Source organism: Arthrobacter mangrovi, assembly GCF_026011795.1.
GTDB lineage: Bacteria > Actinomycetota > Actinomycetes > Actinomycetales > Micrococcaceae > Crystallibacter > Crystallibacter mangrovi.
On record NZ_BRVS01000027.1, the window covers coordinates 51,134 to 72,318 of the forward strand.

At 65.0% G+C, this 21,185-nt stretch carries 18 protein-coding genes; 5 read left to right on the top strand and 13 right to left on the bottom strand.

The window, feature by feature from the left end; genetic code table 11:
• The first annotated feature begins 24 nt into the window (after window positions 1-24).
• Together AHIS1636_RS17995 and AHIS1636_RS18000 are read left to right on the top strand one after the other, a co-directional pair.
• Window positions 25-1,680, top strand: coding sequence for an AMP-binding protein (locus AHIS1636_RS17995; RefSeq protein ID WP_264797228.1), 1,656 nt, complete (start codon window positions 25-27; stop codon window positions 1,678-1,680).
• 13 nt (window positions 1,681-1,693) lie between these two features.
• Window positions 1,694-4,084, top strand: coding sequence for a bifunctional salicylyl-CoA 5-hydroxylase/oxidoreductase (locus AHIS1636_RS18000; protein ID WP_264797229.1), 2,391 nt, complete (start codon window positions 1,694-1,696; stop codon window positions 4,082-4,084).
• Between the two features lie 156 nt (window positions 4,085-4,240).
• On the opposite strand, the gene AHIS1636_RS18005 is transcribed toward AHIS1636_RS18000, so the two are convergent.
• The 13 genes from AHIS1636_RS18005 to AHIS1636_RS18065 all read right to left on the bottom strand — a co-directional run bounded on the left by AHIS1636_RS18005 (window position 4,241) and on the right by AHIS1636_RS18065 (window position 18,142).
• Window positions 4,241-4,534 (bottom strand): type II toxin-antitoxin system RelE family toxin, encoded by a 294-nt coding sequence (locus AHIS1636_RS18005; RefSeq protein WP_264797230.1) that lies wholly within the window; start codon window positions 4,532-4,534, stop codon window positions 4,241-4,243.
• Window positions 4,531-4,806, bottom strand: coding sequence for a type II toxin-antitoxin system Phd/YefM family antitoxin (locus AHIS1636_RS18010; RefSeq protein WP_264797231.1), 276 nt, complete (start codon window positions 4,804-4,806; stop codon window positions 4,531-4,533). Before AHIS1636_RS18010 ends, AHIS1636_RS18005 begins: the two co-directional genes overlap by 4 nt.
• A 356-nt stretch (window positions 4,807-5,162) precedes the next feature.
• A complete protein-coding gene (locus tag AHIS1636_RS18015) occupies window positions 5,163-5,306 on the bottom strand; it encodes a hypothetical protein (RefSeq protein WP_264797232.1) in 144 nt (47 codons plus the stop codon).
• Between the two features lie 232 nt (window positions 5,307-5,538).
• On the bottom strand, window positions 5,539-7,875 hold the full coding sequence (locus AHIS1636_RS18020; protein ID WP_264797233.1) for an arylsulfatase: 2,337 nt from the start codon (window positions 7,873-7,875) through the stop codon (window positions 5,539-5,541).
• Window positions 7,876-7,934: 59 nt separating this feature from the next.
• A complete protein-coding gene (locus AHIS1636_RS18025) occupies window positions 7,935-8,708 on the bottom strand; it encodes an amino acid ABC transporter ATP-binding protein (protein ID WP_275116387.1) in 774 nt (257 codons plus the stop codon).
• 14 nt (window positions 8,709-8,722) lie between these two features.
• A complete protein-coding gene (locus AHIS1636_RS18030; protein ID WP_264797234.1) occupies window positions 8,723-9,601 on the bottom strand; it encodes an amino acid ABC transporter permease in 879 nt (292 codons plus the stop codon).
• 2 nt (window positions 9,602-9,603) lie between these two features.
• Complete coding sequence (locus tag AHIS1636_RS18035) at window positions 9,604-10,557, bottom strand: transporter substrate-binding domain-containing protein (protein WP_264797235.1); 954 nt, start codon at window positions 10,555-10,557, stop codon at window positions 9,604-9,606.
• Window positions 10,558-10,865: 308 nt separating this feature from the next.
• Window positions 10,866-12,365, bottom strand: coding sequence for an aldehyde dehydrogenase family protein (locus AHIS1636_RS18040; RefSeq protein WP_264797236.1), 1,500 nt, complete (start codon window positions 12,363-12,365; stop codon window positions 10,866-10,868).
• 25 nt (window positions 12,366-12,390) lie between these two features.
• Entirely contained in the window at window positions 12,391-13,503 is a 1,113-nt protein-coding gene (locus AHIS1636_RS18045) for an NAD(P)-dependent alcohol dehydrogenase (protein ID WP_264797237.1), read from the bottom strand.
• Window positions 13,504-13,575: 72 nt separating this feature from the next.
• The gene (locus tag AHIS1636_RS18050; RefSeq protein ID WP_264797238.1) at window positions 13,576-15,081 is read right to left on the bottom strand and encodes a flavin-containing monooxygenase; all 1,506 of its coding nucleotides are present in this window, start codon (window positions 15,079-15,081) and stop codon (window positions 13,576-13,578) included.
• 31 nt (window positions 15,082-15,112) lie between these two features.
• Window positions 15,113-15,964: an alpha/beta fold hydrolase gene (locus AHIS1636_RS18055; protein WP_264797239.1), complete on the bottom strand. Its 852-nt coding sequence runs from the start codon at window positions 15,962-15,964 to the stop codon at window positions 15,113-15,115.
• A 35-nt stretch (window positions 15,965-15,999) separates the two neighbouring features.
• Complete coding sequence (locus AHIS1636_RS18060; protein ID WP_264797240.1) at window positions 16,000-17,328, bottom strand: MFS transporter; 1,329 nt, start codon at window positions 17,326-17,328, stop codon at window positions 16,000-16,002.
• A 49-nt stretch (window positions 17,329-17,377) separates the two neighbouring features.
• The gene (locus tag AHIS1636_RS18065) at window positions 17,378-18,142 is read right to left on the bottom strand and encodes an SDR family NAD(P)-dependent oxidoreductase (protein ID WP_264797241.1); all 765 of its coding nucleotides are present in this window, start codon (window positions 18,140-18,142) and stop codon (window positions 17,378-17,380) included.
• Window positions 18,143-18,314: 172 nt separating this feature from the next.
• Here AHIS1636_RS18065 and AHIS1636_RS18070 point away from each other — a divergent pair, with 172 nt between their 5' ends.
• From AHIS1636_RS18070 to AHIS1636_RS18080, 3 genes are all read left to right on the top strand, one after another.
• Window positions 18,315-19,106, top strand: a complete 792-nt coding sequence (locus AHIS1636_RS18070; RefSeq protein ID WP_264797242.1) for an IclR family transcriptional regulator — start codon at window positions 18,315-18,317, stop codon at window positions 19,104-19,106.
• Window positions 19,107-19,128: 22 nt separating this feature from the next.
• Window positions 19,129-19,926 (top strand): 3-ketoacyl-ACP reductase, encoded by a 798-nt coding sequence (locus AHIS1636_RS18075; protein WP_264797243.1) that lies wholly within the window; start codon window positions 19,129-19,131, stop codon window positions 19,924-19,926.
• A 235-nt stretch (window positions 19,927-20,161) separates the two neighbouring features.
• The gene (locus AHIS1636_RS18080; protein ID WP_444979310.1) at window positions 20,162-21,094 is read left to right on the top strand and encodes a formylglycine-generating enzyme family protein; all 933 of its coding nucleotides are present in this window, start codon (window positions 20,162-20,164) and stop codon (window positions 21,092-21,094) included.
• Window positions 21,095-21,185 lie beyond the last annotated feature (91 nt).

Consider the following 21,185-nt stretch of genomic DNA (forward strand, 5'->3'; position numbering starts at 1 on the left):
AACCATCCCCCTGAAAGGAACGCCATGGAACTGTCCCCGTCAGCACATGTGGACTCGTTCACGCGCGACCATCTGCCGCCGGCCGAGCAGTGGCCGGTGCTCGAATTCACCCTCCCCGAACTGCAGTATCCGGACCGCCTCAACGCCGCGGCGGTCCTCATCGACGATGCCGTGGCAACGTTTGGCGCCGACCGGCCGGCCCTGCACACGCCCGAGGGCGAGACCTGGAGCTACGGACAGCTGCAGCAGCGCGCCAACCAGGTCGCCCAGGTCCTGACCGAGGACCTGGGTGTGGTGCCCGGCAACCGGGTGCTGCTGCGCGGCCCGAACAACCCGTGGCTGGTCGCGGCCTGGCTCGGCGTACTCAAGGCCGGCGCCGTCGTCGTCACCACAATGCCCGTGCTGCGGGCGAGCGAAGTCGCCAAGATCTGCGAACTGACCCGCCCGGTCGTCGCCATCTCGGACCACCGCTTCGTGACCGAACTGCCGCATGCACTGGGTGCGGCCACCGCTGTCGTTACCTATGGAGCCAACGACGACGGCGACCTCACCGTGCGCTGTGCGTCCAAGAGCGGAAGGTTCGACAACGTGCCCACCGCGGCCGACGACGTCGCGCTGCTCGGCCCGACGTCGGGAACCACCGGCACGCCCAAGATCACCATGCACTTCCACCGGGACATCCTGGCCAATGCGGACACCTTCGCCCGCCACATCCTGAAGCCGACGGCGGACGACGTCTTCGCCGGCTCGCCGCCGCTGGCCTTCACCTTCGGGCTGGGCGGACTGGTGGTCTTCCCGCTGCGGTTCGGTGCCTCATCCCTGCTCACCGAGCGGGCGACGCCGGTGGAGCTGGCCCGCCAGGCGGCGGCAGCAGGGGCCACCGTGCTCTTCACCGCCCCGACGGCCTACCGGGCCATCCTTAAGGAAGGCGAGGCCGACCTGCTCAAGGGCCTGCGGCTGGCAGTGTCTGCCGGCGAGCACCTGCCCAAGGAAACGTGGGAAGCCGTTCACACGGCCACGGGCCTCTCCCTCGTCAACGGCATCGGCGCCACGGAAATGCTGCACGTCTTCATCTCCGCCGCCGGAGCGGACATCCGTCCGGGCGCCACCGGAGTGGCAGTGCCGGGCTTCCGGGCCACGATCCTGGACGCGGACGGCAACGAAGCCCCACCCAACGAGCCCGGCCGCCTCGCCGTCATCGGCCCCACCGGCTGCCGCTACCTGGACGATGAGCGCCAGCTCAACTACGTGCACAACGGCTGGAACATCACCGGGGACACCTTCATGCGCGACGAGGACGGGTACTTCTACTACCAGGCGCGCTCGGACAACATGATCATCTCTTCCGGGTACAACATCGGCGCCCCCGAGGTGGAGTCCGCGATCGACCAGCATCCGGACGTCGTGGAGAACGCCGTCGTTGGCCGGCCGGATCCGGAGCGCGGGAGCGTGGTCTGCGCGTTCATTGTGCTGCGCGAGGGCGTAGAGCCCGACGACGCCAAGCGCAAGGAGATCCAGGACTTCGTCAAGGCGACCATCGCCCCCTACAAATATCCGCGGGACGTGCGGTTCGTGACCGAACTGCCCCGCAACCCCAGCGGCAAACTGCAGCACTTCAGGCTGCGCGCCGCACTCGGGGACGAATCTGCAGAATTAGCCGGCGCCGGCCAGGGCCGTTGAAAGGACTAACGACATGAAAATCGCAATCATTGGTGGCGGACCTGGCGGGCTGTACTTCGGTGCGCTGATGAAGCAGCTGGATCCGGCCCACGAGGTGACCGTCTGGGAACGCAACGCCGCCAGCGATACGTTCGGCTTCGGCGTCGTCTTTTCCGATGAAACCCTCGGCGGGATCGGAAATGCCGATGCGGTAGTGGCCGACTACATGAGCCGCCGCTTCGCACGCTGGTCGGATATCGACATCCATTTCAAGAACGAGACCATTACGGTGGGCGGGCAGGGTTTCGCGGCGATGAGCCGCAAAGAACTGCTGGAACTGCTGCAGCGCCGCTGCACCGAACTCGGCGTGGACCTGCGTTTCTCGACCATGGCCCCGCCGGTGGAAGAACTCGAGGCCGGCTACGACCTGGTGCTGGCAGCGGACGGAGTCAACTCCCAGATCCGCGCCAAATACGCCGACTCCTTCGGACCTGATTTGGACCCGCGGCCGAACAAGTACATGTGGCTGGGCACCGACCAGGTCTTCGAGGCCTTCAAGTTCTTCGTCAAGGAGACCGAGTTCGGCGTCATGCAGATCCACGGCTACCCCTACTCGGACGCCGGCTCAACCTTCATCGTGGAGATGCACGAGGACGTCTGGCGTGCCGCCGGTTTCGACGAGACCGCGGACACCGTGTTCCCGCCCGGGGTCTCCGATGAGAAGGCCATCGCCAAGATCCGGGAGATCTTTGCCGAAGAACTCGACGGGTCCGAGGTGCTGGCGAATAACTCCAAGTGGCTGAACTTCACCACCGTGCGCAACCGCAACTGGCGACACGGCAATGTGGTGCTGCTCGGCGACGCCGCGCACACCGCGCACTTCTCCATCGGCTCCGGAACCAAGCTGGCCATGGAGGACGCGCTGGCCCTGGCCGCCTGCCTGCACGAGCAGCAGGACCTGGAATCCGCCCTCGCCGCCTACGAACTTGAGCGGCGCCCGGTGGTCGAATCGACGCAGCGGGCCGCGCAGGCCTCGCTGGAATGGTTCGAGCGGATCGGCCAGTACAAGGACCAGCACCCCACCCAGTTCGCCTTCAACCTGCTTACCCGCAGCCGGCGCATCACCCAGGACAACCTGCGCCTGCGCGACCCGGAATTCGCCGAGCTGGTGGACCGGCACTTCGCCGAGTCCCAGGGCCTGCAGCAGGTCGCTCCGGCCATGTTCCAGCCGTACACGATCGGCGGCCTGGAGCTGAAGAACCGGATCATCGTCTCGCCGATGGACATGTATTCGGCGGTCGACGGCGTCCCCGGCGACTTCCACAAGGTGCACCTGGGCAGCAAGGCCCTGGGCGGCGCCGGGCTGGTGATGACCGAAATGGTCTGCGTCTCCGAGGAAGGGCGCATCACCCCGGGCTGCACGGGCCTCTACAACGAGGACCAGCAGGACAGCTGGAAGGACATCGTGGGCTTCATCCACGGGCAGTCTTCGGCGAAGATCGGCGTCCAGCTCGGCCACGCCGGCCGCAAGGCCTCGACCCGCCTGATGTGGGAGGGCATCGACGAGCCGCTCGAATCCGGCAACTGGGAAGCGATCGGCCCGTCAGCCCTGCCGTACGGCCCCGGCAGCCAGACCCCACGCGAAATCGACCGCGCGGAGATGGACAAGGTGAAAGCCGACTTCGTGGCCGCCACCCGGCGCGCCGCCGAAGCCGGCTTCGACCTGCTCGAGGTCCACGCCGCGCACGGCTACCTGCTCTCATCCTTCCTCTCGCCGATCGCCAACCAGCGCAGCGACGAATTCGGAGGCAGCCTGGAAAACCGGCTGCGCTTCCCCCTCGACGTATTCGACGCCGTCCGCGAAGCCTGGCCCGCGGAGAAGCCGCTGACCGTGCGGATCTCGGCCACGGACTGGATCGAGGGCGGCAATACCCTGGATGACGCAGTGGAAATCGCCAGGGCCTTCGCGGCCCACGGCGCCGACGGGATCGATGTCTCCACCGGCCAGATCGGCAAGGAAGAAGCGCCGGCGTACGGGCGCAGCTACCAGACCCCGTACGCCGACCGCATCCGGCAGGAGGTAGCCGAACCAGCAGGAATCGCGGTCATCGCCGTCGGAGCCATTTCCTCCTACGACGACGCCAACTCGATCCTCCTGGCGGGCCGCGCCGACCTGATTGCCCTTGGCCGCACCCACCTGTACAACCCGCAGTGGACCCTGCACGCCGCCGCCGAGCAGGAATACAAGGGCGAGGCCGCCGAATGGATCCCGCAGTTCCGCGCCGGCCGGCGCAAGCCGCCAAGCTCCCGCACCGACGCGATCCGCCCCCGGCTGTCCCTGCTGCACGACACCGAGGACGAACAATCGCCCAACCACCTGAGGTGGCAGCCGGTAAAGACCGCCGACCCGGCACTGATGCGGTAGTTGCCGAAGCAACCGACTAAAACGGCCGGACGCGGCGGGGCAGTTACACAGCCCCGCCGTCGCCGTCGTTACTCACCGCAGTCGTACCTAAGCGGCCATGAAAAACCTGCCTATAGGCGCAGGTGGCCGGAAGAACATCCTCCCCACAGGGCAGGGTCACCGTGGCTTGTAGACGTCTGAACGGTGCTCAATCCGGTGGACATACAGGGTGCGCCGTTCGACATCGAGGGTGAACAGGACGCGGTAGTCACCGCGGCGCGCCGTACGCATGCCCAGCAGTTCGTTGGTCAGCGGTTTGCTGGGGCGATGGGGATTATCGGCAAGAGCGCCGGTCACGAACTCGACGATAGCGCCGGCCGCCTTTTCCGGCAGCCGCCGGAAACCCTTGAAGGCGGGGCTAGTGACTTCGACCTTCCACGGTTCATTGCCGGCAGCTGATGATTCACTCACCTGGGCGGAAGCCCGAACTCGCGGCGCAGGTCCTCACCGCTGACCGTGCTGCCTTCGGCAATGTCCCGCCTGGCCTGCTCGAGATCTTCCCGGATGCCGGGCTGCGAGAGCCAATGGACGGTTTCCTGCAGCGACTCCAAATCATCAGCGGACATCAGCACAGCGGACGGATGCCCGTGCCGGGTGATCTGAATGATCTCGTGCGTGCGGTCCGCCTCGTCGACCAGGGCGGACAGCTTGTCCTTGGCTTCACTCAGCGGTACTGTTCTCATGCAAGGATTCTAGCCGCTATTTCGGCTAATCGATAGCCAGACTTTTGGCCGATAACCGACCTTATGTCAAGTAAATACTTGAAGTATCAAGTATCTTGAGGTGTCACAATTATACCATCACCCGACACAAGTTAAGGCCGCCGCCCTCGCGGACCTCTGACGGCGCAAAATCACCGTCTCGTCATCTGCGCGTGAGCTGCTTGACCTCTCGGCTACATAGGAGCGTAATCCGCGGTGAGAATCCGATGCTCCCAATTCAGGTACGCCGACGCGCTCTAAGACCGGCTGCACTCTGTGACTCTGGTTGTTACAGACTTCGCACAGGACGGGATCTCGACCACCTGCTTACGCTGTGGTCAGGTTCTCTGACCCGGTGAATCCGGCTTGCCTTCTGCAGCGTTCCGGTTCAGGTCTTGATCAATCTCAGAACCCGGTTCGATGACCACTCCATCTTCGCGCTGGTCGATCTGTGGATCGAGTTCCGGTTTTCCCTCCGTCACGGATGCCTCCTGACCTGCCTGTTTTTTCCTACTTCTGTCCACCTATTTGAGCATTCGGTGCAAGGAACCTGGCTCCTGCGGCTGTTAGTCGTGCGGCAACTGGTCCAGCGGTCGTCAGCTGATCCCCTCCAAGAAGCAGGGCTTATCCTCCGCCGGCAGCTGTTTGTTGCGGACACCGCCATCGCAACAGCCCGCCGGAGCCAATAGCCCCTGACAGACCGGTCGAATCTCCTTACTCGAAGGCAGCCAGTATCCGTTGGTCCATCGCCACAATCTTTTCAGGGCTGTAGGCGGCCTTCGGGCCCGGGGTGTAGCGGACAGAGTGCAGCCGTCCGGTGTAGCGGAAGCAGCCGTGCCGTTCGTACACTTCCCAGTCGACGGGCCCGCCCCTGTCTAGGCCCACAGAGATCCCGGCGAACGGCGCCATGCCCACCAATTGGAAGACCTCGCGCAGCTCCGCGGTAACCATGCCGTCGACTTCCAGCGCGATTGTCCACTGGAATTCTGGGAGCACTTCGAACCTGAGCCGTATCGTGTGCCGGCCGGCACTAATTATGCAGCTCGCGCGCCGCACAGTTCCGTACTCGTTGTACGCAACGTTTAGCCGCCCGCCCTCGATGAACAGGACGTAGCCGCCGCCCTGGTCGCCGTGGGCCACCAGGACACCCTGGTCACCGTCGCGGTATTCCAGGTCCACGTCCACGGTAAAGGAGCGTAGTCGGACCAGCTTTGCCGACCGGTAGCGTTCGAGGGTGGGGGTCCCGGGATAGAGGGTCACGGGTTGTTCGAGACCAAGCTCGGTTGCGGGGCGGTTCCGGTTAAAGGAGCCGTCGTCGTTTAGTGGGAACACCTGGTTCCACCACGCCGCCGCCCGCCACTTCTCCCCGAGGTCACGGACCTTCTCCGGGTGGGCCGCCGCGAGGTTCCGTGTCTCGGCGGGGTCGGCTTCCACGTCGTATAGCTCCCACTCCCCCGCATCCCAGCCAGCCCCGTTGGGCTCGGGGAACACGGCCTTCCATCGGCCCTCGAGGAACCCGAGCCTCCCGTTGAGTTCCGTATACTGTGATGCCCTGGCTGCGGGGGCGAACCTGTCGTGGAGTATCCGCACGAAGGATTGGCCATCCATCTGGCGGGCGGGCAGACCGTGGCGTTCGGAGACTGGGTTGATGCCGGCGAGCTCCATCAGCGTCGGCGCGACGTCGACCGCATGGGCGAATTGGCGCCGGACGCCGTCGTCGTCGACTGCGCGCGGGAGCCCGGCCGGCCAGGAGACGATCATTGGCACGCGCACGCCGCCGGCGTGCGGGAATGTCTTGTAGAGGCGGAACGGGGTGTTCGCTGCGTAGGCCCAGCCGCGGGGGTGCTGAGCGTAGGTCTGCGGCCCGCCGATGAGGGCGGGGTCCCTGGGGACGTCCGCCATCCATCCCTCGGGCAGGCCCGTCTTGGGTGCGCCGAACCGACTGAAGTAGCTGCGGGTTCCCGTGGCCCCGCCCTCGGAGGTGCCCCCGTTGTCGGAAGTGAACACAATGATCGTGTTCTCGTACTCGCCCAGCACCTTAAGGTAGTCCACCAGTCGACGCAGGTTCTGGTCGACGTTGTCGATCGAGGCTGCATACACTTCCATGTAGCGGGCGAAGAGCTTCTTCTGCTCGTCGTCCAGATCGTCCCAGGCGGGGACGTCGAACCCGGGCTCGGTGTTCCGCGGCGCGCATTCAGTGTCCTCCGCGAAGAGACCTACATGGATCTGGCGGCGGAAGCGCTCGGCTCGGATGTGGTCCCAGCCCGACTCGTAGCGCCCTCGATACTTCTCCACGTCCTCCGCCTTGGCCTGTACGGGACCGTGTACCGCCGTGTGCGCGAAGTAGAGGAAGAAGGGCTTGGAGGGGTCGCTGGCACGCAGTTCGGACACCATGGACATTGCCTGGTCGGTCAGGTCATCGGTGAGGAAGTAGTCCCGGGGGTACTCGTCGATGACCACCTGGCTGTTGTCGCGCACCAGGCGGTGCGGGTGGAACAGCGATGTGAACCCGTCCATGCACCCGTAGTACCGGTCGAAACCGCGCTGGACCGGCCACGCAGACTTCTCGGCGGCATCGTGCATCTTCGCCTCCGGCGTCAAGTGCCACTTGCCGACCATGAACGTCGCATACCCGTGGGCGCGGAAGTGCTCAGCGACGGTAGGCACGTCCGCAGGTATCTCCATCGCCGCGTTCGGGAACCCGGGGTCGACATGGGGCACCCAAGCGAACCCAGCCCGATGCGGGTTCAGCCCGGTCATCAGCGAGGCTCTCGCCGGGGAGCACATCGGCGGCGTCTGGTAGTTGCCCAGCCGGTACCCCCCGGCAGCCAGTTCCTCAAGCGCCGGGGTGTCGATTTCGGACCCGTACGGCGAGATGTCGCTGTAGCCCATGTCGTCCATGAGCATGACGACGACGTTGGGCGCATCCGTCCTCGCCTGCGAGGCCGCCCCCCACGCGGGGACGGATTCACTGGCCCGCTCCGCCACTCGGCCGCAGAAGCCCGCATAGTCGCGGACCGGATACGGATAGCCGTCGCTGTACTCGTTCACTCGGTTCCTCTCCATCGGGCCCCTCGGGCGAAGTTTGCTGCCGTGGTGCCGGCGGGTTGCTAGACGGTGGCCGTCGCGCGTAGGAAACGACGGGTGCGCTCCTGCTGGGGGTTCTCCAGCACCTGCCGCGGGTCACCCTTCTCGACGACCAGGCCGCCGTCCATGAACACCAGTTCGTCTCCGACCTCCTTGGCGAACTCGATTTCATGAGTCACGACGATCATCGTCATGCCGCTGTCCGCCAACCCGCGCATGACGTCAAGCACCTCGCCGACCAGCTCTGGGTCAAGCGCGGAGGTCGGCTCGTCGAATAGCATGACCTTCGGGTCCATGGCCAAGGCTCGGGCGATGGCGACGCGTTGCTGCTGTCCGCCCGAAAGCTGGGCCGGGTATTTGTGCTCGTGTCCGGACAGCCCGACCCGCGCCAGCGCGTCCTGAGCCCGGTCGAGGACCTCGCGCTTGGGCTGCCGGCGCACATGCCGCGGGGCCTCCATGACGTTCTCGAGGGCCGTCATGTGCGCGAACAGGTTGAAGCGCTGGAACACCATTCCGATCTGGCTGCGCTGGCGGGCCAGCTCCTTCTCGGTCAGGTCGTACAGCCGTCCGTTGCGTTCTTTAAAGCCCACCAGCGATCCGTCGACCCGGATCCGGCCCGCGTCGATCGTCTCAAGACGGTTGACGCAGCGCAGGAACGTGGACTTTCCCGATCCGGACGGGCCGAGGAAGCACATCACCTCTCCGTTGTTGACTTCGAGGTCGATGCCCTTGAGCACTTCGTGGCGGCCAAAGCTCTTGCGCACGCCCTGGGCGATGACCATGGGTGTGGAGTTCATATTTCCCTTTCCGCTCATCGGTTGTAGCCCCGACCAGCACGGCGCTCGACGAACCGCTGACCGATACTCAGCACGGAGACGATGATGAGGTACCAAAATGAGGCGACGAAGAACATCTCGATGGTGCGGTAGTTCACCGCGGCGATGTCGTGGACCGCAGTCATGAGTTCTCCACCGGCGATGACCGAAACGAGGGAGCTGGACTTCAGCAGCAGGATCAGCTGGTTCCCGGTGGGCGGGATGATCATGCGCAGGGCCTGGGGCAGGACGATCCGGAACATCGCGAGTCCGGGCCGCATGCCCAGAGCCGCAGCGGCCTCCTTCTGGCCGTGGTCAACGCCTAGGATCCCGCCGCGCACAATCTCTGCCATGTAGGCGCCCTCGTGGATGGCCAGTGCGGCTGCCGCAGCGACGAAAGTCGTCATGACTGCGTTGGTTTCCACCTCGACGAACATGATGTCGGTAAACGGGATACCAATGCCAAGGGTGTCGAACAGCAGCGAGAAGTTGCCGAAGATCAGGATCAGGACCAAGAGCGGGACGCCGCGAAAGAACCAGACGTATCCGGTGGCGATGGCGCTGAGCACCTTATTGCTGGACAGTTTCGAGACGGCCAGCAGCACGCCGATAAGGACGCCGCCGATCATCGCCACCGCGGTCAGCTGGAAAGTCACGACGAGGCCGCGGAGGATGGGGCCGGCGAAGAGGTTCGCGGCGACGATCGAATAATCGAGGTTCTCGTTCTGGGCCAAGGCCATGACAAATGCACCCAAGAGCACCGTGACCACAACGGCAGTCAGCCATTGTCCGTAGTGGCGTACGGGGACGGCCTTGATGGACATGTCGAGTGCTTCGTCTCTGGCTGTTACGGTGGGCGCAGACGCTACTGTCATGCCTATTCATCCTCCTTGGTCTTCACGACGGCATCGAGCTCACCGCTGGTGGCGGGGTTGGCCACGATCTGCTCGGCAGTGAACGCCTCGTTCTGGGCCCCGTACTCAGCAAGGATCTCGTCGTAGCGGCCGCTCTCGACGACCTCCCTCAGGCCTGCGCGAACGGCCTCGACCAGTTCCTTATCGCCCTTGCTGAGGGCGATAGCCTGGGCGCCGCCCAAGAGTTCGACATCAGAGACCGTAAACGTCTTGCCGCCGTTGACCTGCGCGGCTACGTAGCGCAGAGGGACAGTGATCCCGGAGAATACGTCGACCTTGCCTGAACGCAGCTGCGTTTGGCCGGCCGCCGCATCGTCGAAGTATGACGTCTGGGGACGCTCCTTGTCACCGGCCGCGCAATCATCGGCGACCTTCTCGAGGAGGGCCTGGATGGTGCCACCGCGCACTGTGGCCAGGTGGCGTCCGCACAGGTCCTCGACCGTCTCGATAGGCTCGGCGTCCGCCAACGTCATGAAGCCGGTGGAGTTCTTCATGAAGGAAACCATCTCCATGGTCTCCTCGCGCTCCTCAGTGGCTGTCATCAAGGTCCAGACGCCGTCGACCCGGTCGGCTTCCAGCGCGGGGACGAGCCCGGGGAAGGACATCGGCTCGAAGGCAACTTCGACGCCCATCACGGCGCCAAGTTCCTTGCCCAGGTCGGGAACCATGCCGACGATTTCCTCGGCGGGCTTCATTGTGAAGGGCGCGTTGTTGGCCGTCGTGCCAAATACCAGCTTGCCGTCCTCGCGGACTTGCTCCGGCAGGAGCGCGCGGGCTTCCTCGTCGATGGCGAGGGTTGTCTGGGGCGGAGCGTCGGCGGCCGCGGGGCCGTCGCCTGCGCCGCATCCAGTCAGTGCCAGTACGGCGGCTCCGGCCACGGCGATGAACGCGAGTCCCGTATGAGGTGTATTCAGCATGATGCTCCCCAAGTTGGTGGCCCCTCAGGGCCGTGAAAGTTCGTTATGTGGAATTTAAGAAGAGGCCTGCCTTAGCGGCCTCTGGTTTCAGCCACGCTCCATTGTGACCCACCACACCTTACGGGTGCAAGAAGACGCCGAACATGACCTTCGAAAGGTATCCCTGGAGTAAGCCCGCGGAACAAATTCAATAGTCCGCTAAATGGACTTAAGACGATGGCTCAAGCCCGGCAGCTGCCCTTGTCTCGCGGTAAGGTGATCTCGAGGGGCGGACGGCGGCGGCGCCGCTGTCCGCCCCAGAGCCCGCTCTAGAAGGGGAACTGCAGCGGCGTCTGCTGCACACCGATCCAGTGATCGGTGGTGAACTCCTCAATGGCCCAGTCGCCGTTGAAGCGGCCGAGGCCGGAGTTCTTCTCGCCACCGAACATCACATGCGGCTCGTCATTGACGGTAATGTCGTTGACGTGGGTCATGCCGGCCTTGATGCCGCGGGCGAAGCGCACCCCCTTCTCAAGGTCGGTGGTGAATACCGCACTGGAAAGCCCGAACTCCGTATCGTTCGCCAATTCCAGCGCGTGCGCCTCGTCCTCGGCCCTCACGATGCCCACTACGGGTCCGAAGATCTCCTCACGAAACAGCTCCATTTCCGGCGTGACGTCGGCGAACACGTGCGGGGCGACAACACGGCCCTCTACCGGTCCGGCATGGACCTCGCGTGCACCCTCGGCCCGGGCGCGCTCGATCTTCCCGGTCACCGAGGCCAGCTGGGAATCGTTGATGATTGGGCCCACCACGTTCGCCTGGTCAGCCACGTCACCGAATGGGATGGTTGCCACGTGTGCAGCGAAACGCTCGACGAACTCGCCGTAGACCGGGGCCTCGACGATGATCCGGTTCACCGCCATGCAGATCTGCCCCTGGTGCAGGAACTTGCCCATCGCCGCGGCACGGACAGCCTGGTCCAGGTCAGCGTCTGCGAGCACCACCAGCGGGGCGTTGCCACCGAGCTCGAGTGCCACGCGCTTCATATGTTTCCCTCCGACGGCGAGCTTCCCGACATTCTGGCCCACAGGGGTCGAACCGGTGAAGGACACGAATGACGGCACCGGGCTCGCCACAAAATGGTCCCCGATCTCGGCCCCGGAGCCGACGACGACGTTCAGCACCCCGGCCGGCAGGCCGGCTTCCTCGAACACCTTGGCCAGCAGCAGGCCTCCGGTCAGCGGAGTATCGGAAGCGGGCTTGAGCACAACGGCGTTACCTAAGGCCAGCGCAGGCGCCACCGAGCGCTGGGAGAGCAGCAGCGGGAAGTTCCACGGGCTGATCACTCCGACGACGCCGACCGGCTCGCGGTACACACGGTTCTCCTTGCCCGGTGAGTTCGACGGCGCAATCCGCCCATGCACACGTGACGGGAACGTGGCAGCCTCCCGGGGTGCGGCGATCGCCGCCCCGACCTCCGCTGCCGCCTTCAGCGCGGAGGAACCCGACTCCGCCGAGAGCAACTCCGCAACCTGCTCGCGGTTCGCTTCAAGGTAGTCCGCAGCCGCAGAGAGCACGGCTGCGCGTTCCGCCGGGGTTTTCGCAGCCCAGGCCGGCTGTGCGGCGGCTGCTGCCGCATAAGCATCGTCCACGTCTTCGACGGAAGCCTGGCGGATGATGGCCAGCTCCGCGTCGTCGAATGGGTTGGTGGTGGTCAGGCTGTTCTCCGACCGGCCCTCCCGCCAGCCGACAATGTGGATGCGATGCGGGATCTCGGCTGCGAAGGACGGGGCGGCGGATGTCGGCGAGGTCGTGGTGACTGTCATGGGTGTTTCCTCCGTGGTGGGCAGGTCAGGCGATTTTCAGGACGGCCTTGATGGTTTCGCCGGTTTTGGCCTCGGCGATGGCCTGATCAAGCTGGTCGAAGGCGTAGAACTTAACGAGCTTGTCGAAGGGGAACCGCCCCTGGCGGTAGAGGCTGATGAGCGCCGGGATCAGCTCCTGGGAGGTCTTGGAGCCGCCCAGGGTGCCGATGATGCGTTGGCCCCACAGTGTGCGCAGGTGGTCCAGTGTGAAGCTGGCCTGGGCCGGGGCGCCGCCGATGAGGATCAGCGTGCCGAGCATGCCCACGGCCTCGGCGGCCTTCTCGATGACCTTGATGACTCCGGTGCAGTCCAGCACGTAGTCGGCGGGGCCGCCGCAGATACGCAGAATCTCCTCAACGGGGTCGGCGCTGCCGGAGTTGACAATGTGCGTGGCTCCCAGCTCCCGGGCGAGCTCCAGCCGCGAATCATGAAGATCTACGGCGATGATGGTGGCGGCCGGGGTATTGGTCGCGGCCATGACTGCGGCGAGGCCGACAGCGCCGGTGCCGAAGACGACGATGGACTCGCCGGGCCCGGGCTGAGCCGTGTTGAAGACCGCGCCGGCGCCTGTGGTGATGCCGCAGGCCAGCGGGCCGAGCAGGTTCAGCGGGATGTCCTTGTCCACCTTCACCAGCGCGGAGGCCAAGGCCAGCGAGTAGTTGGCGAAAGAGGACTGGCCGAAGAAGTGCCCCGAGAGGCTGGTGCCGTCCGCGCGGCGGTAGGCGGATTCGCCCGCCTTCGGACCCGAGAGCCGATGGCCGCCGCACAGGGCGTCAACGATTCTGGCGCAGTATCGGGGTTCGCCGCGCCGGCAATTGCGGCACTCACCGCAGTAGGGCCATCCCATGATCACGTGGTCCCCGGGGACGAAGTCGGTGACGCCCTCGCCGACGGCTTCGACGACACCGGAGCCCTCGTGCCCCAGAACGCCGGGCAGGGGCAGGGGCATATCGCCGGACTGCGTGTTCAAGTCCGTGTGGCAGACGCCGGTCGCAACGACGCGGACCAGCACCTCGCCCGGGCCTGGGGCTTCCAGCTCCAGTTCCTCGCGGAGGAATGGTTGGTTCTTTCCTTCGACGACGTAAGCATCAATCTTCATAACGTTCTCCTTCAGGTTCGGTTGAATCGGGCTTGCTGTTACCTGCCCGGGCGGGGTCCGGCTCTTGGGGTGTCAGACGCCGGCGGGCTGCGGCAGCGCCTGCGGTGCGATTCGCGTCTGGTAGCCATCCGGTGAGAAGGTGCCGTTCTTGTCGCGGAACGCGAAGCCGAAATCCGGCCAGATCAGCGTGAGCTTGCCGCTGCGCTGGTCCACGTACCAGCTCTTGCAGCCGCCGTCGATCCAGACTGTGCCCTGCGCATCGGCCTGGAGCTTATCGACGTAGGCTTCCTCGGCCTCGCGGGTCGGTTCGATGACCTCAATCCCGTGCTCGGCTGCGTAGTCGAAGGCACCGAGAATGTACTCCACCTGGGATTCGATGATGTAGACGATCGAGTTGTGGCCCAGGGACGTGTTCGGCCCGTTGATGCTGAACAGGTTGGGGAACCCGGCGACGGCTACGGAGTCATACGCCTGCATGCCCGATTTCCAGTGATCCGAGAGGTTGACACCGTCCCGGCCGTGCACGAGCGCCGCGTAAGGCGGTTCGGTGGCCTCGAAGCCGGTGGCGAAGACGAGCACGTCGAGGTCGTACTCCGCGCCCGACGCCGCGACCACCGTCGATCCCTCGACACGCCGCAGCGCGGAGGCCTCAAGGGTGGTCACCTCGGCCTGCAGGGCCGGATAGAACGCGTTGGAGATCAGCACGCGTTTGCAGCCCGGTTCATAATCCGGCGTCAGCTTGGCCCGCAGCTCCGGGTCGGGCACCTGGGCGGCGAGGTGGTCCAGGGCCATCTTCTTGCCGGCCTCTAGGAACTGCGGGACGGCGCGCCGCTGGGCGTAGGTGTTTTCCCCGCCCCAGAACAGCTCAGAGCGCAGTTCGGTGATGGCCGAGGGATCGCGGCGGAACAGCCGCTTCTCCCCTTCGGTATAGGCGCGTTCGGCGCGTGGGATGATGTACGCCGGGGTGCGCTGGAAGACCACTAGTTCGGAAGCGATCTTCGCCAGTTCGGGGACGATCTGGATTGCCGAGGCCCCGGTGCCGACCACGCCGATGCGCTTGCCGTCGAGCGGGACGGAGTGGTCCCAGCGGGCTGAGTGGAACTTCGCTCCGGGGAAGTCCTCGAGGCCCTCGATCGCAGGGAAGGCTTCGTCGGCGAGGTGACCGGTACCCGTGACCAGGTAGGTGGAGGTGAACGTGCCGGCGGAGGTGGTGACGGTCCAGCGGGCGGCGTTGTCGTCCCAGGAGGCGTCAAGCATGTCGGCGCCGAAGTGCACGTGCGGCAGCAGCCCCTCCTCGCGGGCGGCATCGCGCAGGTACTGCTGGATCTCGGGGCCGGGCGAGAAGACGCTCGACCAGTCCGGGTTGGGCCGGAAGGAGAACGAGTACAGGTGGCTGGGCACGTCGCACGCGGCCCCCGGGTAGGTGTTGTCGCGCCAGGTGCCTCCGACATCGTGCGCGCGCTCGATGATCGCGAAGTCACCGTCGCCGCGGCGCTTGAGCCGGATGGCCAGGCCGAGGCCGGCGAAGCCGGAGCCGACGATCAGGGTCTTGACGTGCTGGACTGTCTGGTCAGTCATGGTGGTGCCTCTCTACGGATGCTGGCCGCTGCTACGGTTGCGGCGTGGGGACGATGCTCCCGGCGGTGAATGCTTCTGGTTCATCGAGGAACCGCTGGATGTGGTGGGTGAGCTCACTGGGCCGTTCGAACACGACCGCATGCCCAGTGGGTATTTCGGCGAAGCGCGCGTCCTCGATGGCCCCGAAGAGTGCTTTCTGGTGGCGGATCGGAACCATCTGGTCGTGGGTGCAGCCGATCACCAGTGTCGGAACGCTAATCCGATGGACTTCTTCAACGATGTCGATGCGCCGGTTGAGCTCCATCTGCTGGTCGCCGAAGGCGTCGAATGCCATGGCGTCCATCGCCGGCTGCAGGTCGGCAAGGGTCTTGGACCCCAAGAACGGTCCCCCAAAGGCGCAGAAGGTGGAGTAGGACCGGATCGCGTCGTCGCCGGAGGCGCGTAGTGCCTGCCAGACGTCGTTGCGCAGTATCTGCTGCAGATCCGTCTTCATCCAGCCAGCGACGAGGACCAACCGCTCGACCAGGTCGGGCCGGCGGGCGGCGAGGGCGGCGGTAACGACCGCCCCGAGCGAGTAGCCGAGCAGGACCACCTTCCGGCCGGGCAGGATCACTTCGATTGCGCCGGCCACCTGGTCGACGAGCTGGTCCAGTTCGAGCCGCTCGCCGTCTCGATCAGGCTGGGACCAGTCGATGGATACCACGCGCTGCTTGGCGGCGAGGATTGGGAAGAGGAACCCGAAGTGTGTCTTGGTGGATCCGGAGGTCCCGTGGACCATGACCAGGACGTCATCGCGGTCCTTTTCGTCACGGGAGTCGTAGTAGGTGATTGAGGTTCCGCGGATGTCGGCAACGGCCGGGATCATGAGGTCGGTGGCCAGCATGCTGGCTCCTTTCGCAGGGTGGGGCGGGAATGGGGTCAGCGGACGTCGCGCAGGTCTATGCCTTTGATCTCCTTCCAGCGCCAGACGACGGCGGCGGATCCCAGGCAGACGGCGATCATGTATAGGTTGAACAGCCAGCCGTTGCCGGCGGAGGTGAACCAGGTGTTGAGGTAGGGAGCGGTCCCGCCGAAAAGCGCGACGGCGAGCGGCATGGCGGTGCCCATGATCAGCATGCGGTACTTAGTGGGAACCTGCTCGGAGATCATGGCCGGCTGGGTGCCCCCGATGCAGGCGCTAATCCCCATCATGATGCTCTGCGCGGCGAACAGGGTCCACGGATCGGAGCTGATCAGGCCAAACATCGGGAAGGTCAGCGCGGCGGTGGCCAGGTTGTAGAAGATTACCGGGATGCGGCGGCCGATCCGGTCGGAAATCCAGCCCATGACCGGGACCAGGCAGATGTTCAGGACTGTGGCGCCGAGGGTCGCGGCGAATGCGGGTCCTGGCTCCATGCCCTGCTGGGAGATCGCGTAGACGGCCGCGTAGGAGGACCAGATGTAGTAGGGCAGCGTCGTGCCCGCCATGTAGAAGAAGACCTCGACCGCGCGCTTGGCGATCTGGCCGCGGGTCCAGCCCGGATCGGTGGTGGCGTTCTTGGCTGCGGCGGCAACAGCGCTCACGTGCTCGGTGTGGACCTCGGATTCCATCATGTTGCGGCGCAGCCACAGGACCACGATCGCCAGCAGCGCCCCGAAGAAGAACGGAATGCGCCAGCCCCATTCGCCCATCGCCGACGCTTCGATCTGCTGGGCTAGTACCGTGCCGAATAGCGTGGCGATTAGGGTGCCGCCGCCCATTGCGACGGCGACGGTGGATCCGTACAGGGCGCGCTTGGCATGCGGGGCGATCTCCGGCAGATACACGTTCGATGCCGTGGATTCGCCGCCGTGGGCGAAGCCCTGAATGAGCCGTGCCAAAAGCAGCAGAATGGAAGCGAAACCGCCGATGGTTTCATAGCTGGGGATCAAGGCGATCACCAGGGATCCGGCGGCCATCATCAGCATGGTGACCAGCAGGACCCATTTGCGGCCCTTCTTGTCGGCCAGCCGGCCAAAGACAAAGCCGCCTAGGGGCCGCATCACGAAACCAACGGCGAAGACGGCCAGCGTGCCCAACAGGGCAGAGACCGGGTCCTCCTTGCTGAAGAGCGCCGCGGAGATGTAGGTGGAGAACACCGCATAGACGGCCCAGTCGAACCATTCGAGCAGGTTGCCGACGCCGGTTGCCACGAGCGAACGGCGCCGTTCCACGGCGCTCATTGCGGTGCCGGCGGGGCGGGTGGCCTCCGCAGTCATTGAATCCATGGATGTCTCCTTGAAATACGGGAATCGAACGAGGGCTGTGTGAGGCGGCCTAGTAGGTGGCACGGCCGCCGGAGAGGTCGAAGACCGCCCCGGTGGAGAAGCTCACCGCGGGCGAGGCAAGGAAGGCAACCATCTCGGCCACCTCGCGGGGATCGCCAACACGTCCCATGGGAATCCGGCCGAGGAGCTGTTCCTTCACGTCCCCGGAGAACCAAGGCTCGTCGAGCATCCCGGAGCCGATCAGAGCGGGGGCGACAGCGTTGACGATGACGCCGGTCTTGGCCAGTTCCTTGCCCAGGGACTTGGTCATGGCGACGACGCCAGCCTTTGCCGCCGCATAGGGACTGGAGAGCGCATGACCTTCCATACCGGCCGCGGAAGCGACATTCACGACCCGGCCATAACCGGCCGCGACCATACCCGGGACCGCCGCCTTGCACAGCATGAACTGGCTGGTGAGGTTGACGTCCAGATTACGCCTCCAGGTGTCGAGGTCGATCTCCCACAGGGGTGCCATCTCGCTGCCCGCACCGGCGTTGTTCACGAGGATTTCCAGACGTCCGAATTCGGCGTGAGCGGCCTCGACGGCACGGAGGGACAGCGCGGGGTCGCTGACATCGCCGTCGAGGGCGACGGCCCGCCCACCCACTGCGAGGATTTCCTGGGCAACCTGCTTGGCGGCCGCGGGCTTCAGGTCCACACAGACGACGCCGGCGCCCAGCTCTGCGAGCTTGTGGGCCACCGCAGAGCCGATGCCGCCCCCGGCGCCGGTGACTATCGCGGCATGCCCCTGGATCTCGTGGCTGCTGCCCATTTCTCTCCTCAAAATAAAGTCCATTCAATGGACTCTGGTTCGTGTTCGGGTTATACTGGGAGTCCCAGATCGGTGTTCCCGCTCACACATTGTGACCGAAGTCGAGCAGGGAACGCAAGCAATGTAAGCGGTTATGAACCCAATAAAGCATGTAGAGGGCGGAGTTCGCATAATGGACTTGATATCGGCGAATGGCGACGCAGACAAGAAACAGGTCGTGGCCCGCGTGGCCCAGCTTCTCTCCGCTATCGGCTCCCATGGAACAGTAGGGGCACGCCTTCTCGACTTGTCCCGGGCCACGGGAATCGCCCGGCCGACCGTCCACCGGCTCCTGCAGGAGCTGCAAGACGTCGGCTACGTCCGGCAACTTGAGAACAAGCGCTACGCCCTTGGCACGGCTTTGTTCCATCTCGGGGCTGCGGCTCCGAGCCCGGTAAGGGACTTGGCCGCGGTACGGCGGGCGGCGCAGAAGTTGTCAGACGCCTGCGGGGACACGGTATACGTGGCGATATTGCAGTTTGGGGCCGCGCACTACATTGTCCGGACCGAGGGCGCCTTCCCGATCCGCGCGCAGTCGGTCAACGTCGGCGACACAATCCCGTTAACGTCCAGCTACAACGGCCTGATCCTCCTGGCCCAACTCGACGAAGATGCCAGGGAGCAACATCTGGCGCGTCTGGAACACGACCAGCCAGACGCCTGGCGCACCACGAGCCTGACCGAACACGAGCAGGCGCTACGATTAGCCCTGACACAAATCGACGCCGATGGCTACGTCTACGGGGCCGATGTCGTCATGCCCGGTCTTGCCGGCATCGCCCTGCCCGTCCCCTCATCCACTGGCCGCCCGATCGCAGCAGTCAGCATTTCCGGGCTGGAATCCCGGCTCCCCGCCGAACGCGAGCCGGAGTTGCTGGCCTTGCTTCGGGCCACCGCGGACGAAATCGCCCGCTTCATCGACTAAGCAATCCTTCGAAAGGACCACCATGAGGCAACCGGCAGCCACACCAGCCCTCCGTCCCGTCGCCGTAGTCACCGGGGGACACCAAGGCCTCGGGTTCGGCGCCGCCGTCGAACTCGCCAAGGAAGGGTTCGACGTCGCGGTCGTGGACCTTCATGCGGAGGCGGACCCGGAAGTCCTCGCCGCCGTTCCGGCAGATCGGGTGCGTTATTACCAGCTGGACATTGCCGATCTGTCGCGGCATCGTCCGGTCCTCGAGGCTGTCCTCAGCGACTTCGGGCGGCTGGATTGCTTGGTCAACAACGCGGGAATCGCTGCCCGCCCGCTGACAGACATTCTTGACCTCTCCCCCGACGCCTTTGACCGCTCCGTCGATATCAACCTCCGTGGCACGTTCTTTCTGACTCAAGCGTTCGCCAACCTCCTGCTCGAGGACAAGGGGCAGGTAGCCGATGACGCCTACAGGAGCATCGTGATCGTCAGTTCCATCGCTGCCGAGCTGGTGAGTGTCGACCGGTCACAGTACAACGTTACGAAGTCGGCCCTGAGCATGGTGGCCAAGCTGTTCGCGGTCCGTCTCGCCAGACACGGCATCTACGTCCACGAGATCCGCCCGGGACTGATTGCCACAGCCATGACCGCCTCGTCGGGCAGCAGCGTGCCGGACGAGTGGGTCGCCGACGGCCGCGTGCCCATCCCCCGTTGGGGCCAGAAGGAGGACGTCGGCCAGGCGGTCGCCACGGTCGCCTCAGGGCGCCTGCCCTACATGACTGGCCAGCCGATCTGGGTTGCCGGCGGCATGAACATGATGCAGGCGCCCTGAACTTCCCTGATCAGCATGCTTTTCGACTGGCCCACAAAGACAAGTTTCCCTTGCTCCGCCTGGGCCGCAGGTCACCGATCGATAGGTGCATGTCGCTGGATTTCGGCCCGGGAGTCTTCTGCGTGACCGGAGGATCGGGTCCCTTCATTTTTCATCGAATCTGCCGCTGGCATCATTATTGGAAGTTCGGACGTCATCAAATCTGGGGAAAGGAAGACCGGTGAGTTGCTGCGGCATGCCGGAGCGTGAGGGTTCACGCTCCATGGATCCTGCCGGTATCCCACACCCGCAAGACCGCCGTGTCTCCCACGACGAGGTGGTGATTCCCTGTGGATCATTCCTCATGGGCGACCACTTCGATGAGGGATATCCCCAAGACGGTGAAACCCCGGTCCATCAAGTCGCACTCGATTCATTCGCCATGGACGCCACCACCGTGACCAACAATCAATTTGCCCGCTTCGTTGACGCCACAGGGTACCGGACCGACTCCGAAGCATACGGGACCTCCGCGGTGTTCCACCTGCAGGTTCAGGCCGCCCCCGCGGACGTTCTCGGCACGGTCGCTGGGGTCCCCTGGTGGGTGAGCGTCAGGGGAGCCGATTGGGCGCATCCGTACGGCCGGCGCTCAAACTGGCAGGACTTCCCGGACCATCCCGTAGTGCAGATTTCCTGGAACGACGCCCAAGCCTACTGCTCATGGGCGGGCAGGAAGCTGCCCACCGAAGCTCAGTGGGAATACGCCGCCCGCGGTGGGTTCGAGGGCCGGCGCTACCCCTGGGGCAACGAACTCCTCGGTAGCGGAAACGTGCACCTGTGTAACATTTGGCAGGGCGATTTTCCCCGAAGAAATCTAGAGCAGGACGGTTTCCTCGGCACCGCCCCAGTGCGCAGCTTCCCGCCCAACGGGTACGGCCTCTACGAAATGAGCGGAAACGTATGGGAATGGTGCGCTGACTGGTTTCTACCCAAGTACTATCGCAACTCGCCACTGATAAACCCTCTCGGCCCCACGATCGGCAGGGGCCGTGCTATGCGCGGTGGATCCTTTCTTTGCCACGACTCATACTGCAACCGCTACAGGCTAGCCGCGCGCAGCTCCAACTCGCCCGATTCTGCGAGCAGCAACTGTGGCTTCCGGACTGTTGGACCCAAAACGCCGGTGTGAAGAAAGGGTTCGCTTCCGCAGCCCTCAGCTTCCTGTACCGAAACCCAGACGGTCGTGCCACATAGAGTGACAGGCTAAACCCGACTGCGGC

Bases quoted from the DNA above. Each gene is read 5' to 3' on its own strand.
- AHIS1636_RS18050 (WP_264797238.1), bottom strand. From the start codon at position 15,081: ATGACTGACCAGACAGTCCAGCACGTCAAGACCCTGATCGTCGGCTCC.
- AHIS1636_RS18055 (WP_264797239.1), bottom strand. From the start codon at position 15,964: ATGCTGGCCACCGACCTCATGATCCCGGCCGTTGCCGACATCCGCGGA.
- AHIS1636_RS18070 (WP_264797242.1), top strand. From the start codon at position 18,315: ATGGACTTGATATCGGCGAATGGCGACGCAGACAAGAAACAGGTCGTG.
- AHIS1636_RS18000 (WP_264797229.1), top strand. From the start codon at position 1,694: ATGAAAATCGCAATCATTGGTGGCGGACCTGGCGGGCTGTACTTCGGT.
- AHIS1636_RS18030 (WP_264797234.1), bottom strand. From the start codon at position 9,601: ATGACAGTAGCGTCTGCGCCCACCGTAACAGCCAGAGACGAAGCACTC.
- AHIS1636_RS18075 (WP_264797243.1), top strand. From the start codon at position 19,129: ATGAGGCAACCGGCAGCCACACCAGCCCTCCGTCCCGTCGCCGTAGTC.
- AHIS1636_RS18035 (WP_264797235.1), bottom strand. From the start codon at position 10,557: ATGCTGAATACACCTCATACGGGACTCGCGTTCATCGCCGTGGCCGGA.
- AHIS1636_RS18040 (WP_264797236.1), bottom strand. From the start codon at position 12,365: ATGACAGTCACCACGACCTCGCCGACATCCGCCGCCCCGTCCTTCGCA.
- AHIS1636_RS18045 (WP_264797237.1), bottom strand. From the start codon at position 13,503: ATGAAGATTGATGCTTACGTCGTCGAAGGAAAGAACCAACCATTCCTC.
- AHIS1636_RS17995 (WP_264797228.1), top strand. From the start codon at position 25: ATGGAACTGTCCCCGTCAGCACATGTGGACTCGTTCACGCGCGACCAT.
- AHIS1636_RS18065 (WP_264797241.1), bottom strand. From the start codon at position 18,142: ATGGGCAGCAGCCACGAGATCCAGGGGCATGCCGCGATAGTCACCGGC.
- AHIS1636_RS18060 (WP_264797240.1), bottom strand. From the start codon at position 17,328: ATGGATTCAATGACTGCGGAGGCCACCCGCCCCGCCGGCACCGCAATG.
- AHIS1636_RS18010 (WP_264797231.1), bottom strand. From the start codon at position 4,806: ATGAGAACAGTACCGCTGAGTGAAGCCAAGGACAAGCTGTCCGCCCTG.
- AHIS1636_RS18025 (WP_275116387.1), bottom strand. From the start codon at position 8,708: ATGAACTCCACACCCATGGTCATCGCCCAGGGCGTGCGCAAGAGCTTT.
- AHIS1636_RS18080 (WP_444979310.1), top strand. From the start codon at position 20,162: ATGCCGGAGCGTGAGGGTTCACGCTCCATGGATCCTGCCGGTATCCCA.